The sequence below is a fragment of the Achromobacter maghribensis genome (assembly GCF_057334215.1).
This window is the reverse complement of record NZ_JBHFII010000026.1, coordinates 209158-224366: the sequence shown is the minus strand read 5'-3', so window position 1 is coordinate 224366 and position 15209 is coordinate 209158. Positions and strand designations below refer to the sequence as shown.

Here is a 15209-nt window from a genome sequence, read left to right as displayed (position 1 = left end):
CCTGGATACTCCGTGTGGAACGACGCTCGCACTACCAACCTGATCGCCAACACGCTAGCCGTGCTGGCGGTTTGCGCCATGCTCCTGGCGGGCGTGGTGTGGGTAGCGCAACGCCCGTTCTTCACGCTGTCGGCCATCGAACTGGAGTCCATGCCGGACACCGAGCTGCACTATGTGTCGCCGGGAGCGGTGCGGGCAGCGATCGCCGGCCGCTTCAAGGGCAACTTCTTCACGGTGGACCTGGACGACGCGCGCGAGATCTTCGAATCGGTGCCGTGGGTGCGCCATGCCACCGTGCGCCGGATCTGGCCCAATGTGCTGCGCGTCCGCATCGAAGAGCAGCAGCCTTTGGCGCTGTGGAACGAGAACCAGATGATCAACACCTGGGGCGAAGCGTTCACGGCGAACACGGGCGAGGTGGACGACGAAACCGTGCTGCCGCAGTTCTCCGGGCCCGAGGGCACCGAGCCGCTGGTCGTGCAACGCTACGCCGAATTGGCGCGCTGGTTCGCGCCGCTGGACATGCATGTCAAACAGCTGGAACTGAGCCCGCGCTACGCGTGGCGGGTCGTGCTGTCCAACGGCATGATGCTGGACCTGGGCCGCGATCCGGGCGCCGATGCGCCGGATCCGCACGGCTTGCCCGGCGCACTGCCGTTCGCGGCTCGCATTCAACGCTTTGTGCAGGCGTGGCCCGCCGTGTCGGGACGCCTGGAAGGGCGCACCATCACACAGGCCGACCTGCGCTATCCGAATGGTTTCGCCCTGGCGCTGGCTCCGTTGCCCGCGTCGGAAACCAAATCCAAATCCACACCGAAACCTCCCAAGAAACGCTAACGCCATGACCCGTGACATCAAGGACCTTATCGTCGCCCTCGATATCGGCACCAGCAAGGTGGTGGCTGTGGTGGCTGAAATTTTGCCCGAAGGGCGATTCGAAGTGCTTGGCCTTGGCCAGCACGAATCGCGCGGCATGCGCAAGGGCGTGGTCGTCAACATCGAGACCACTGTGAATTCCATTCAGCGCGCGCTTGAAGAAGCCGAGCTGATGGCAGATTGCAAGATTCGCGACGTCTACACCGGCATTGCCGGCAGCCATATCCGCAGCTTCAATTCCAGCGGCATGGTCGCTGTGAAGGACAAAGAAGTCACCGCCACCGACGTTGCCCGCGTCATCGAGACCGCCAAGGCGGTGAACATCCCGACCGACCAGCAAGTGCTGCATGTGCTGACCCAGGAGTTCATCGTCGACGGCCAGGAAGACATTCGCGAGCCCATCGGCATGAGCGGCCTGCGCCTGGAAGTGCGCGTGCACATCGTGACGGGCGCGGTCAGCGCCGCGCAGAACATCGTCAAGTGCGTGCGCCGCTGCGGCCTGGAAGTGCAGGATCTGATCCTGCAACCGCTGGCCTCCAGCCTGGCTGTGCTGACCGCCGACGAAAAAGAACTGGGCGTCGTGCTGGTGGACATCGGCGGCGGCACCACCGACGTCGCCATCTTCACCGGCGGCGCGATCCGCCACACCGCCGTGCTGCCGATCGCTGGCGACCAGATCACCAACGACATCGCGGCCATGTTGCGCACGCCCACGCCGGATGCCGAAGAAATCAAGCTGCGCTACGGCGTGGCCAAGCAGGTGCTGGCCAGCCCGGACGAGTCCGTGGAAGTGCCGGGCCTGGGCGACCGCGGCCCGCGTCAGGTCAAGCGCCAGGCGCTGGGCGCCGTGATCGAGCCGCGCGTGGAAGAACTGTTCACGCTGGTGCAACAGGTCGTGCGCGATTCCGGCTACGAAGATCTGCTGGCGTCGGGCGTGGTCCTGACCGGCGGGTCGGCGCAGTTGCCCGGCATGATCGAACTGGCCGAGGACGTGTTCCTGAAGCCGGTGCGCGTCGCGGTTCCCGAGTACGAAGGCAGCCTGGCCGACGTGATGCGCAATCCGCGCTTCTCGACGGTGATGGGTCTGCTGCAGGAAGCGCGCATGCAGCGCGTGCGAGGCCGCAAGGTCGCAGCGCAAACGGGCAATTTCAAGAGCCTGCTGGCGCGCATGAAGGAATGGTTTATGAATTAAAGGGTGCAGGTTGGGGCCTGCTCCTTGGTGCTATCCGCGGCGGTATTGCGGGGAACACCAGAAAGAGGAGGCGTCTCAAACCCGTGGCGGACCTATGTAGTCGGCATCGGCTTTGAGGCGATTCACAAAAGATAGGCTGTTGGGGAATTTTTGTGATTTGCAAAATCGGACTTGTGAGGGAGTCATCATGATGAACTTTGAGATGCTTGAGAACAACACCAAAGGGACCGTAATCAAGGTCGTTGGTGTGGGCGGTGCGGGCGGCAATGCCGTCGCGCACATGATTCGCAACGGCGTGCACGGCGTGGATTTCATCTGCGCCAACACCGATGCGCAAGCGCTGGCGGCAACCAATGCCCCAGTGCAGATTCGTCTGGGCCGTACCGGCCTGGGCGCGGGCGCCAAGCCCGAGCAGGGACGTGCGTCGGCTGAAACCGCGCGCGAGGAGATCCGTGCCGCGCTGAACGGCGCGCACATGGTCTTCATCACCGCCGGCATGGGCGGTGGCACCGGCACCGGCGCAGGTCCGGTCGTGGCCGAAGTGGCGAAGGAACTGGGCATTCTGACCGTGGGCGTGGTCACCAAGCCTTTCACGTTTGAAGGCAACAAGCGCCTGAAGATGGCCGAGGACGGCATTTCCGAACTGGCCAAGCACGTGCATTCGCTCATCGTGGTGCTCAACGAGAACCTCTATGAACTGATGGACGAGGACGCGACGCAGGAAGACTGCTTCCGTTCGGCCGACGATATCCTGCACAACGCGTGCGCGGGCATCGCCGAAATCATCAACGTCGAAGGTAACGTCAACGTCGACTTCGAAGACGTCAAGACGATCATGGGCGAACAGGGCCAGGCCATGATGGGCACGGCATCGGCTTCGGGCGCTGACCGCGCACGCGTCGCCGCCGAGCACGCCATTGCTTGCCCGCTGCTGGAAGGCGTGGACCTGAACGGCGCTCGCGGCGTGCTGGTCAACATCACCGCCAGCCGCTCGCTGAAGATGCGCGAAACGCGCGAAATCATGGAAACGATCCGCAGCTACGCTTCGGACGACGCGACCGTGATCTTCGGCACCGCCTACGACGAGACGATGGGTGAAAACCTGCGCGTGACCGTGGTGGCAACGGGCCTGGGCCGTGCGCAAGCGCGTCCGCAACTGGTTCAAAACACCGCTGAAGTGCTCCGCACCGGTACCGACAACATGCCCATGGGCACGATGCCGGCCGGCCAAGGTGGCGATTACCGCAACCTGGACATGCCGTCGGTCATGCGCAATCCGCGCAGCCAGGCGTCTGCCCAGGTGCGTGCGTTGGAAAGCTCGGGCATGGATCATTTCGACATCCCGGCATTCCTGCGCAAGCAGGCGGATTGAAGCAAAGAGCCGATTACAGGCTCTAAACGCACTCCCTCATCTCCGGCTTGCCTGTCCCCGCGGGCAAGCCGGAGGCGGAGCGGTCCGTGTTTCCCTTGCACGGTTCTAATAAGGGACGGAGGTATCGGTCGATCTCGCGCGCCTGATGGCGTCAAGGGTCGGACAGCGTTACAATACGTCAGTTACGCCGGCAATCTGTTCTCTTCGTGCCGGCTTCCTGGCTCTAACACCCAAGTCTCATGTTCCGACAGCGCAGCATTCAGAATCTAGTCCGCACGACAGGCGTCGGCGTCCACTCCGGACGGCGGGTAGAACTCACCCTGCGTCCGGCACAACCCAATACTGGCATCGTTTTCCACCGCGTGGACCTGCCGCAGGTCGTTGATCTGCCCGCGCAAGCCACTGGCGTGGGCGATACGCGCATGGCGTCCGTCCTGCAACAGGGCAATGTCCGCGTCTCCACGGTGGAACACCTCATGTCGGCGCTTGCCGGCCTGGGTATCGACAATCTGCATATCGACCTCACTGCCGAAGAAGTTCCCATCATGGACGGCAGTGCGGCAACGTTCGTTTATCTGCTGCGCTCGGCCGGTATCGTCGAACAGAACGCGCCCAAGCAATTCATCCGCGTCAAAAAGACGGTGGAAGTGCGCGAAGGCGAAGGCCGCAACGAAAAGTGGGCCCGCCTGGAACCGCACGAGGGCTATGCGCTGGCGTTCTCGATCGATTTCCGCCACCCCGCCATCGACTCCACGGCCAATTTCGCCGAGATCGATTTCGCGACGCACTCGTATGTGCGCGAGATCGCCCGTGCACGCACCTTCGGGTTCGTGAACGAAGTGGAAGCCTTGCGTTCGATGGGCCTGGCCCGCGGCGGCAGCCTGGACAACGCCATCGTCATGGACGAGTACCGCGTGCTGAACAGCGACGGGCTGCGTTACGACGACGAATTCGTGAAGCACAAGATCCTGGACGCCATCGGCGACCTGTATCTGTTGGGCAAGCCCTTGGTGGCGCGCTATGTGGCGTGCAAGTCGGGCCACGGCCTGAACAACCAGTTGGCCCGCGCGCTGCTTGCTCAGCAAGACGCCTGGGAAATGGTCACCTATGAATCGCAGGCAGAAGCGCCCCAGGCGTTTCGCCACGAGTGGAAGCTGGCGTAGGGGGCCACCCCTGCCTGCCTGCACCTGGAGGACGATGGCGGTTGCCATCCTCTAGCGCTTAAGGCGCAAACCGGCGGCAAGCCAAAGCATGACTCCGTCCGAGAACTTGGTTTCGCTTCGTTTCCGGGCGGGTTAGCCCCCGCACAACCCTTGCGCCTTCAGCTACTCTTGTGATGTCTCAAGAGCTTGGCGACCGCGTCGGCCAACGGGCCGGGGCGAAGGTTGTCGCGCAGCGTCTCGAAGGCTCCCAGGGCTTTGTCCCCCAAGGGTTGTGCCTCTTTGGGAGGGCGCGGCTGGCGGGCGCCGGGCTTCGGTAACCCCGCTTGTACCTTGACGGCAATTTCGTTAAGGTTCCAGCCTTGGTCTGCCAAGGTACGCGCGATGCGCGGCGCCAATTGACGCATCTTGGCGGCATGGGCGGCACTGGGCACCACCAGATGCAGGCACTGGTTTTCCAGTTTGCCCACTTGGCAGACAGCACCCAGCGGGGCGGGCAGAATCGCCGCCACCGCATACTGAATTTGCAAGTGCTTGCGGGCAGTCGCCAGTACCCCGGCGCCCCGCATGTCATGACCCAGCCATCCGAGTGCGGTATTTTCTTTCCGCCGGCTGGAACCGGAACGTTGACGGGTTGAAGCAGGTCTATTCATCCCGGCTCTAAAGAATTAGGAAGCAACCTTGAAAATCGTGATTATGCACGCCCGCGACGGGCGGGACGGGCATTTCACCCTGGGAGGCGCGCGACTGGCGTTGTTTCTGGGGGCCGCGCTCGTGACGGCAGCCATCTTTGGCGCCGCGCTACAACGATACCTTACTCCGATACTGCCCACCGTACAGACGGTGGGCTGGCCCTTGGCGGGGCAGCCGGGCCGGGACACCGACTTCCTGCGTGGAAACATGAACCTGCTGGCTGCCAAGGTGGGCGCCTTGCAGGCCAAGTTGGTCAGCATCGACGGGTTGGGGCAACGCGTGGCCAAGGTCGCTGGCGTGGCCTATACCGATCCGGAACTGGCCAAGCAACTGGCCCTGGCGCAGCCCGAAGCGCTGACCCAGCCCGAAGCCACCCAGGTCATGGACGATCTGTTCACCGACCACCCGCCTCCCAGCGCGGCCTCGGCCGAAGCCCTGGGGCGCCAACTGGACGAAATCCAGGCACGGCTGGCGCAGCAGTCCGACAACCTGAAACTGCTGGACGCGGCGCTGACCAAGCGATCGGCGGACCAGGCGCGCATGCCCACCGCCATGCCGATCACCGATTACCCCTATCTGACTTCGTCTTACGGCTGGCGCCGCAACCCGGTGACCGGGCGCACGGCCATGCACGAAGGGCTGGATTTCGCGGCCCCTTCGGGCACGCCGATCCTGGCCGCCTCGGGCGGCGTCGTGCTGGAAGCCAAGTTCCAACCGGGTTTCGGCAACATGGTCGAGATCGACCATGGCGACGGCCTGATCACGCGTTATGCACATGCCTCGTCGCTGATGGTCAAGCAGGGGCAATTGGTTGACCGCGGCCAGCAAGTGGCGCGCGTGGGCAGTTCGGGCCGCTCTACCGGCCCGCACCTGCACTTTGAAGTCCGTCTTGCCGGCCAGCCGCTGGACCCGCGCTTGTTCCTGGGGTCGCAGCAGCATGCCCCGCCTGCGGTGGCCCAGGCCGCCGCCACTGAACCTGCGGCGCGCTGACCGGTCCAACAGGACAACAACAGCACCCTGGCCATAGATCCAGGCTATTACGCTCCAGGTGCGTTAAACTGGTTCGTTTCCCAGCGGACCCCCGCTTAACCAATAACATCAAAGTCACGGGTGACGCTGCCCTGGCCCTTTGCAGGCGCGGCGTGGCACGTGCGGCCGACATACGCATGGTTTCTCTGCTCAAAAAACTCATAGGTAGCCGCAACGACCGGCTGCTTAAGCAGTATCGCAAGCTGGTAACCCAGATCAATGGGCAGGAGCCCAAGATTTCCGCGCTTTCCGATGCGGAGCTGGCGGCCAAGACTGACGAATTCCGATCCCGATACGCCCAGGGCACTACGCTGGACGACCTGCTGCCCGAAGCGTTCGCGGTTGTGCGCGAAGCCGGCAAGCGGGTGTTCGGCATGCGCCACTTCGACTCGCAGTTGTTGGGCGGCATCGCGCTGCACAGCGGCAAGATCGCCGAAATGCGCACGGGGGAAGGCAAGACGTTGATGGCGACGTTGCCCGTCTACCTGAACGCGATTGCTGGCAAGGGCGTGCACGTCGTGACGGTGAACGACTACCTGGCCCGCCGCGACGCCGAATGGATGGGGCGCCTGTATCACTTCCTGGGCATGACCACCGGCGTGGTGGTGCCCCAGCAGCCCAACGATGAAAAGAAGGCCGCTTATGCTGCCGACATCACGTACGGCACCAATAACGAATTCGGCTTCGACTACCTGCGCGACAACATGGAATACCGTGTTGAGGACCGCCGCCAACGCGTGCTGTTCTACGCCATCGTCGACGAAGTGGACTCGATCCTGATCGATGAAGCCCGCACGCCGCTGATTATCTCGGGCCAGGCCGAAGACCACACCGAGCTCTACATCCGCATGAACGCGGTGCCGCCGCTGCTGACGCGCATGGCCAGCGAGCCCAAGCCGCAGGAACCGGAACCCGAAGGCGACTACTGGGTCGACGAAAAGAGCCAGCAGGTCTACCTGTCCGAAGCCGGGCACGAGAACGCCGAAGCGATCCTGGCCCGCCTGGGCATCCTGCCAGAAGGCGAGTCGCTGTATGACCCCCGCCATATCGCGCTGATGCACCACCTGATGGTGGCCCTGCGCGCCAACAACCTGTTCTTCCGCGACCAGCAATACGTCGTGCAGGACGGCGAAGTGGTGATCGTCGACGAATTCACCGGCCGCCTGATGGTGGGCCGCCGTTGGTCCGATGGCCTGCACCAGGCCGTCGAAGCCAAGGAAGGCGTGAAGATCCAGCACGAAAACCAGACGCTGGCCTCCATCACGTTCCAGAACTACTTCCGCATGTACGAAAAGCTGTCCGGCATGACCGGTACGGCCGATACGGAAGCGTACGAATTCCAGGAAATCTACGGGCTTGAAACGGTCATCATCCCGACCAACAAGCCCATGATCCGCAAGGACCAGAACGATCAGGTCTTCAAGACCGATCCGGAAAAGTACAACGCGATCCTTGAAGACATCCGTGACTGCCACGAGCGCGGCCAGCCCGTGCTGGTGGGCACCACCAGCATCGAAAATTCCGAGCTGCTGTCGGGCCTGCTGAAAAAGGCCAAGCTGCCGCACGAAGTGCTGAACGCCAAGCAGCACGCCCGTGAAGCCGAGATCGTTGCCGAAGCCGGCAAGCCGGGCCACATCACCATCGCCACCAACATGGCCGGTCGGGGTACCGACATCGTGCTGGGCGGCAGTGTGGACAAGCAGGTTGACCTGATCCGCGCCGACGAATCGCTGTCGGAAGCCGAAAAGACCGCGCGCATCGACAAGATCCGCGCCGAATGGAAGCCGCTGAACGAGCAGGTGAAGGCCGCCGGCGGCCTGCGCATCATTGGCACCGAGCGTCACGAATCGCGCCGTATCGACAACCAGCTGCGTGGCCGCGCCGGCCGCCAGGGCGACCCGGGTTCGTCCCGTTTCTACCTGTCGCTGGAAGACTCGCTGATGCGCATCTTCGCGGGCGACCGCGTGCGCGCCATCATGGAGCGCCTGAAGTTGCCCGAGGGCGAGCCCATCGAGGCGGGCATGGTGACGCGTTCGATCGAAACCGCGCAGCGCAAGGTGGAAGGCCGCAACTTCGACATCCGCAAGCAATTGCTGGAATACGACGACGTCGCCAACGATCAGCGCAAGGTGCTGTATTCGCAGCGTAACGACGTGCTGGAAGCCGCAAGCGTCAGCGCCACGGTGAACAACCTGCGCGACGCGGCCGTGGTCGAAATGTTCAACACGTACGTGCCGCCGGAATCGGTCGAAGAGCAATGGGACGTGCCGGGTCTGCAAAAAGCGCTGGAAGCCGATTGGCACCTGCACTTGCCGCTGACCGAGATGCTGGAGAAAGAATCCAACCTGACCGACGAAGACCTGCGCGAACGCGTGGTGGCCGCGGCGCGCGATGCGTACCAGGCCAAGGTCGACCAGGTGGGTGTTGAATCGTGGTCGCAGTTCGAGCGTTCGATCATGCTGCAATCGATCGACACGCACTGGCGCGAACACCTGTCGTCGCTGGATTACCTGCGCCAGGGCATCCATTTGCGCGGTTACGCGCAGAAGAACCCCAAGCAGGAATACAAGCGCGAAGCCTTCGAACTGTTCTCGGGCATGTTGGACCGCATTCGCGACGACGTCGTGCGTGTGTTGATGACGGTGCGCGTGCAATCGTCCGAGCAGGTCGAACAGGCCGAAGCGGAAGCGGCGCAATCGCATGTGCAAAACGTGCAATACCACCACTCCGACTACGACGAAGCGCTTGCCCAGACGGAATCTGACGACGGCGCGCAGCCCGTGCGCAACGCGCTGCCGAAGGTTGGCCGTAACGACCCGTGCCCGTGCGGCAGCGGCAAGAAGTACAAGCAGTGCCACGGCAAGCTCGTCTGACCCGGGGATAACGCCATGCTGCATTCCGTTGGCCGTACCGAATTCGACCATGCCGTCGTCATGGTGCGCGACCGGCTGGATGCGCTGGCGCCGCACTTCGAGCGCCAGGGCTTTCACCTGAGCGACAAGGCGGTGCATAACCTGGGGTCGTGCAATCGGCTGATCGTGCTGGAAGGCACGTATATCGAACTGCTGGGCTGGCCGCCGGGGGCGCCGCCGGCCCGCAAGGAAATCGCCGACTCGCCGTTCGGGCTGGAAGCGCTGGTGTTCCGCACCTATGACGCCGAAGCTACCTACGAACGGCTGAAGGCGGCGGGGTTTGCCGTGAATCCCGTGCAGGAACTGACGCGTCCCGCCATGCTGGACGGCCAGGAAGTGCAGGCCCGTTTCCATACCGTGCGTTTTGCCGAGCAACCCTTGCCCGGCATCCGCATGTATTTCTGCCGCCATTTGACGCCCGAGTGCGTGTGGTCGCCCGATTTGATGGCGCACAACAATGGCGCGCGCAGCCTGTTGCGTATCGGCGCCCGTTCGGCGGATGCCCGGGCCGTGGCCGAACGACTGGCTTTAGTGGCCGACGTGACGGCCGAGGCCGCGACCGGTGGCTGGGACGTGCCGTTGGCCAATCTGCGCATCCAGGTGCAGCAGGATGCCGCGGCCACGACGCCCACGCTGACCACGCTGACGCTGGAAAACCGCGACGGCGCGCACTACACGCTGGATACCGGCCTGTAATTCCGGTCCGCAAGCGTTCATCCGGGCCCGCTTGGGCCCGTTTTTATTTGCCTTTGCCTGATCTTCCGCCCTGGGATTGCGGGCGGATTGCCTGCGCGCGTCCGGGCAAACCCGAGTTGCCTGGCAAAGTGTATGCACTTTAGTATGCACTTCATCTTCCCTGGAAAAATCTCCGCGGCATGACGCAAACCTCTTCAGCTACCCGACCCGCCGCCCGCACGTCCGCTGGCCAGGCCGAGCTGTACGGCGCGGTCAAGGCGATGGCGGTGCGCTTTGAGTTCAAGCCGGGCGAACGCATCAACGAGGTCGAGTTGGCGCGGCGCTTGAACGTCAGCCGCACGCCGCTGCGAGAAGTGCTTAACCAGTTGATGGTGGAAGGCTTTTTGACTCGGTCCGTCAACCGGGGCTTCATTGCGCGCCTGCTGGACGCCAAGCAGATCCATAGCCTGTACGAATACCGCGCCGTGCTGGAAGCGGGCATCGTGCGCGCCGCTTGCGAGCGTGCCAGCGATGAGGAATTGGCCAGTCTGCGCCAATTCGTCGAACGGTCCCGCGATGTGCCCGAGGACAGCGACGCGACGCGCCTGCTGGAACTGGACGAAGCCTTCCACCTGCAGTTGGCCCGCTTGTCGCGCAACGAAGAGTTCGTGCGCGCGCTGGAAAGCGTCAACGCCCGCATCCATTTCGTGCGCTGGATCGACATGCAGCAGGGCCGGCGCAGCCACACCCAGGGCGAACACCTGCGTCTTGTGCAGGCGTTGGAGCAGCGCGACATTGACGCCTTGCCGGGATTGATGGGCGCGCATATTGGCCGCCGGCTGGACCAGATCACCGACGTGATACGGACGGGTTTTTCAACGATTTACATGCGGGACCAGGCCGAACCCGCCACGGCAGCGCCGGCCAACACGATGACAACAGGGGAAAAACAATGACTCACACGATGAAGCGGATACTGGCGGCGCTATGCGCGGCGGCGGCTGCGGGGGGCGCCATGAGCGCGGCGCCCGCTGCTGCCGAGGAACGGCCGTTGATCCTGGTGGTGCCGTATCCGCCCGGCGGCAGCACCGACATCCTGGCGCGCATTCTGCAGCCGCGCTTGTCCCAGCAATTGGGCGGGCGCGCCGTGGTGGTGGAAAACCGTCCCGGCGCGGCCAGCCAGATCGCGACGGCCTTTGTGGCCCGCGCCGAACCCGACGGCAACACGCTGCTGGTCAGCTTCGACAACCACGGCATCAATCCCGCCGTGAAGCCCAAGCTGCCGTACGACACATTCAAGGACTTCGTGGCGATTTCGCAGACGGTGCGGTTTCCGCTGGTGATCGGCGCGAACCCCAGCGTGCCGGGGGATAACCTGAAGGCCTTCCTGGCGGCAGCCGCCAAAGAATCGCCCAACAAATTCAACTATGCGTCCACGGGCGTCGGTTCGCTGAACCACCTGGCGCCGGAAGAGCTCAAGCGTCTGTCGAAAGTGGAGCTGCTGCACGTTCCGTATGGCGGCGGCGGGCCGGCCATCCAGGCGGTGGTGGGCGGGCAGGCCAACATGACGTGGCTGAGCTTCGCGGCGCTGCGCGGCCAGATCCAGGCCGGCAAGATCAAGCCGCTGGCGGTGGCGGGTGAAAAGCGCCTGCCGGAACTGCCCAATGTGCCGACGGTGGCCGAGTCCGGGTTCCCGGGGTTCGTCGCCTATTCGTGGAGCGGCATGTTCGCGCCGAAGGGCACGCCCGATGCGACGGTCAAGAAGTTGACCGCCGACTTCAAGGCCGTGCTGGCCGATCCGGAAATCAAGAAGAAGGTCACCGAGGCGGGCTTCGAGATCGTGGCGTCCGACGGCCCCGCGCTGGATGCGTACGTGAAGTCGGAGTACGACCGCTGGAGCGCCTTCATCAAGAGCAGCAACATCAATCTGGATAACTGAGTGGCGGACGGCCGGGAGGTTCACCGCCCGGTCCCGTCCACGATACACGTGGAGATGATATGGAAAACTTGACCGGCGCCGAAGCCATGGTGCGGATGCTGCAGCACAACGGCGTCAAACACATTTTTGGCCTGTGCGGCGACACCAGCCTGCCGTTCTACGACGCGCTGTACCGCCTGGACCACGGCATGCAGCACATCCTGACGCGCGATGAGCGTAGCGCGGGCTACATGGCTGACGCCTATGCCCGCGTGACCGGCAAGGTCGGCGTGTGCGAAGGCCCCAGCGGCGGCGGCGCCACCTATCTGCTGCCCGGCCTGGTTGAGGCCAACGAATCGTCGATTCCCGTGCTGGGCATCACGTCCGACGTGGCGGTGGGTTCGCGCGGCAAGTACCCCTTGACGGAGCTGGACCAGGAGGCGATGTACCGCCCCTTGACGAAGTGGAACCGCACGATCGACCGCGCAGACCAGATTCCGGGCATGGTGCGCGCGGCGTTCCGCGCCATGACCACCGGCAAGCCGGGCTCGGCGCATCTGTGCTTCCCGTACGACGTCATGAAACAGCAAGTGGACGCGTCGGATATCTGGGCGCAGCCCGAGCACGGCCAGTTTCCGTCCATGCGCTTTGCGCCGGACCCGGCGGATGTGGCCCGTGCCGCGCAGCGCCTGATCGGCGCGCGTGCCCCGGTCATCATCTGCGGCGGCGGGGTGGTCATTGCGGGCGCCAGCAGCGCCTTGCAAACCTTGGCTGAAACGCTGAAGGCAGCCGTTTGCGTGACGGTCAGCGGGCAGGGCAGCCTGGCGGATACGCACCCGCTGAATGCCGGCGTGGTGGGCTCCAACGGCGGCGTGATGGCTACGCGCGACGTGGTGGCCGCAGCCGACGTGGTGCTGTTCGTGGGCTGCCGCGCCGGCTCGACGTCGACCGAGCACTGGCGCTTCCCGAACCGCGACGTGCCCATCCTGCACATTGATATCGATCCGATGGTGATCGGCGCCAACTACCTGACCGAAGTGGGTCTGGTGGGCGACGCCAAGCTGGCGTTGGAAGCCCTGGGCGCCGAAGTGCAGGCCCGCCTTGCGCACCGGAATTCCGATGCGGTCGATGGCGCGGTGCTGGCCGGCCGCGCCAAGGCCGCGCGCCTGGCGCAACTGGAACCGCTGGCCAACAGCCTGGATACGCCGATTCGTCCTGAACGCGTCGTGCAGTCGCTGAACCGCCTGTTGCCTGACGACGCGGTGGTGTGCGCGGATCCCGGCACGCCTTGCCCGTATTTCTCGGCCTATTACGACGTGTCGCGCCCCGGCCGCCATTTCATTACCAACCGCGCCCATGGCGCATTGGGCTTTTCGATGTCGGCCGCGCTGGGCGCGTGGGTCGGCCGGCCGCAATCCAAGTGCGTGTCCGTGATGGGCGACGGCAGCTTCGGCTTCACGGTGGGCGAACTGGAAACCATCGTGCGGCACAAGGCGCCGCTGTTGATGATCGTGTTTTCGAATTCGGTCTACGGCTGGATCAAGGCCAGCCAGAAGGCGGGCTACGACGAGCGCTACTACAGCGTGGACTTCAACCGCACCGACCATGCCCGCATCGCCGAAGCCTATGGCGTGAAGGCCTGGCGCGTGGAAGATCCGTCCAAGCTGGACGCCGCCATCAAGGCCGCCATGGAGCATGACGGCCCGGCGCTGATCGATGTGGTCGCGCAGCCCCTCCAGGATGCGGCGGCGCCGGTCAGCCAGTGGATGGGTTGATCGAAGACGCATGGCAAGGGGCCCTTCGGGGCCCTTTTTCATGGGCGTGGCGTCTTTCCGCCAGGACGACGTCTGCGCCATGGCGCCAGGCGGGCGTGGCGGAGCCGAAGAATTCGATTCCGAAGGGCGGCTAGCGCTCCTATACTGGTGCGCTTCGGCGCAGCGGCGCATGCCGGTGGCGCGACACGCAACGGGAGCGACAGCATGGACCTGGGGATCGGCGGCAAAACGGCATTGGTCTTTGGCGGCAGCCGCGGCATGGGCCGGGCATGCGCGCTGCAACTGGCGCGCGAAGGGGTGGCGGTGACGATCGCCGCCCGCAACCCGCAAACGCTGGAGCAGGCCGCTGCGGAGATCTCGCGGGAAACGGGGATCGGCGTGGGCTGGGTGTCCGCCGACCTGACGCAGCCGCAAGGCCGGGACGCGGCGATCGCCGCATGCCCCCACCCGGACATCCTGATCAACAACGCCGACGGCCCCTTGCCCGGAGACTTCCGGGATTGGACGCGAGAGGACTGGATCGCGTCGCTGGATGCCATGATGCTTGGGCCGATCGACATGATCCGGCGGGTGGTTGACGGCATGATCGAGCGCCGCTTCGGCCGCATCGTGAATATCGTGTCGCGCAGCGTGAAAGCGCCGCATGCCGAGCTGGGCTTGTCCAACGGCGCGCGCTCGGGCTTGATTGGCTTCGTGGGCGGGCTGGCGCGTCAGACCGTGCGGCACAACGTCACCATCAACAACCTGCTGCCGGGTGCCTTCGCCACGGACGCGCAGGTCAGGCATATCCAGGGCATGGTGGAGCAGTCCGGCGGCAAGACATTCGACCAGCTCTGGGACGAGCGCGGGCGCGCGAACCCGGCGGGGCGCTACGGGCAGCCCGAAGAGATCGGCGCGCTGTGCGCCTATCTCTGTTCCGCGCATTCCGGCTACATGACGGCGCAGAGCATTCTGATCGATGGCGGCGGCTACCCGGGCACGTACTAGACGGGATGGGGCCGGCGCCGGGCGCGGCCCGCGGCTGGACGCCGCCAGGCGCAACAGGCAAGATTGCACCACTGCGTTGAGGACACCATGGACCAGACCGACATCAAGATATTGGCGTTGCTGCAGAAGGACGCCACCTGTTCGGTCGCTGAAATCGCCGAGCAGGTGAACCTGTCCGTGACGCCATGCTGGCGTCGCATCCAGAAGCTGAAGGATGACGGCGTCATCGCCCGCAACGCCATCCTGCTGGACCCCCGCGCGCTGGGTCTGAACCTGACGGTGTTCGTGTCGATCAAGACCAGCCAGCACAACGAGAAATGGACGCAGAGCCTGATCAACGCCGTCATGGCGCTGCCCAACGTCGTGGAATTCCACCGCATGGCAGGCGATATCGATTACCTGCTGAAAGTCGTGGTCGAGGATATGGCGGCTTATGACCGCTTCTACCGCCGGCTGATCGGCGCCGTGGACCTGTTGGACGTCAGCGCCAGCTTCTCGATGGAAGTCATCAAAAGCACCACGGAATTGCCGCTGGACGCGGTCTAGCCGCCAGCGCGCAAATTTTTTTCCGCGCACGCGGGGTGTGGCGGATGCAAATTTCTTTCGGCGTGTTTCGAAGG

13 protein-coding genes are annotated in these 15209 nt (G+C 64.3%); 12 read left to right on the top strand and 1 reads right to left on the bottom strand.

Features of this window, described 5'->3' with window-relative positions; translation table 11 throughout:
• Positions 1-12 precede the first annotated feature (12 nt).
• The 4 genes from ACE039_RS11850 to lpxC all read left to right on the top strand — a co-directional run bounded on the left by ACE039_RS11850 (position 13) and on the right by lpxC (position 4603).
• The gene (locus ACE039_RS11850) at positions 13-837 is read left to right on the top strand and encodes a cell division protein FtsQ/DivIB (RefSeq protein WP_105555518.1); all 825 of its coding nucleotides are present in this window, start codon (positions 13-15) and stop codon (positions 835-837) included.
• Positions 838-841: 4 nt separating this feature from the next.
• Complete coding sequence (gene ftsA, locus ACE039_RS11845) at positions 842-2068, top strand: cell division protein FtsA (RefSeq protein ID WP_006217473.1); 1227 nt, start codon at positions 842-844, stop codon at positions 2066-2068.
• Positions 2069-2255: 187 nt separating this feature from the next.
• Positions 2256-3440 (top strand): cell division protein FtsZ, encoded by a 1185-nt coding sequence (gene ftsZ, locus ACE039_RS11840; protein WP_035213763.1) that lies wholly within the window; start codon positions 2256-2258, stop codon positions 3438-3440.
• A gap of 239 nt (positions 3441-3679) precedes the next feature.
• On the top strand, positions 3680-4603 hold the full coding sequence (gene lpxC / locus ACE039_RS11835; protein WP_105555517.1) for a UDP-3-O-acyl-N-acetylglucosamine deacetylase: 924 nt from the start codon (positions 3680-3682) through the stop codon (positions 4601-4603).
• Between the two features lie 158 nt (positions 4604-4761).
• Here lpxC and ACE039_RS11830 read toward each other — a convergent pair whose 3' ends face one another.
• Positions 4762-5169 (bottom strand): DciA family protein, encoded by a 408-nt coding sequence (locus ACE039_RS11830; RefSeq protein WP_448710232.1) that lies wholly within the window; start codon positions 5167-5169, stop codon positions 4762-4764.
• A 127-nt stretch (positions 5170-5296) separates the two neighbouring features.
• Between ACE039_RS11830 and ACE039_RS11825 the strand changes: the two genes are divergently transcribed.
• From ACE039_RS11825 to ACE039_RS11790, 8 genes are all read left to right on the top strand, one after another.
• Positions 5297-6283 (top strand): M23 family metallopeptidase, encoded by a 987-nt coding sequence (locus tag ACE039_RS11825; protein ID WP_313456777.1) that lies wholly within the window; start codon positions 5297-5299, stop codon positions 6281-6283.
• Between the two features lie 176 nt (positions 6284-6459).
• Entirely contained in the window at positions 6460-9195 is a 2736-nt protein-coding gene (secA, locus tag ACE039_RS11820; protein WP_485822448.1) for a preprotein translocase subunit SecA, read from the top strand.
• Between the two features lie 15 nt (positions 9196-9210).
• Complete coding sequence (locus tag ACE039_RS11815; protein ID WP_485822447.1) at positions 9211-9930, top strand: VOC family protein; 720 nt, start codon at positions 9211-9213, stop codon at positions 9928-9930.
• 179 nt (positions 9931-10109) lie between these two features.
• The gene (locus ACE039_RS11810) at positions 10110-10865 is read left to right on the top strand and encodes a GntR family transcriptional regulator (protein ID WP_105555513.1); all 756 of its coding nucleotides are present in this window, start codon (positions 10110-10112) and stop codon (positions 10863-10865) included.
• Entirely contained in the window at positions 10862-11848 is a 987-nt protein-coding gene (locus ACE039_RS11805; RefSeq protein ID WP_448710228.1) for a tripartite tricarboxylate transporter substrate binding protein, read from the top strand. The genes ACE039_RS11810 and ACE039_RS11805 overlap by 4 nt, the downstream gene beginning before the upstream one ends.
• 59 nt (positions 11849-11907) lie before the next feature.
• Positions 11908-13602, top strand: a complete 1695-nt coding sequence (locus ACE039_RS11800) for a thiamine pyrophosphate-binding protein (protein WP_485822446.1) — start codon at positions 11908-11910, stop codon at positions 13600-13602.
• 204 nt (positions 13603-13806) lie between these two features.
• Positions 13807-14589, top strand: coding sequence for an SDR family oxidoreductase (locus tag ACE039_RS11795; RefSeq protein ID WP_105555510.1), 783 nt, complete (start codon positions 13807-13809; stop codon positions 14587-14589).
• 87 nt (positions 14590-14676) lie between these two features.
• The gene (locus ACE039_RS11790; protein WP_105555509.1) at positions 14677-15135 is read left to right on the top strand and encodes an Lrp/AsnC family transcriptional regulator; all 459 of its coding nucleotides are present in this window, start codon (positions 14677-14679) and stop codon (positions 15133-15135) included.
• Positions 15136-15209 lie beyond the last annotated feature (74 nt).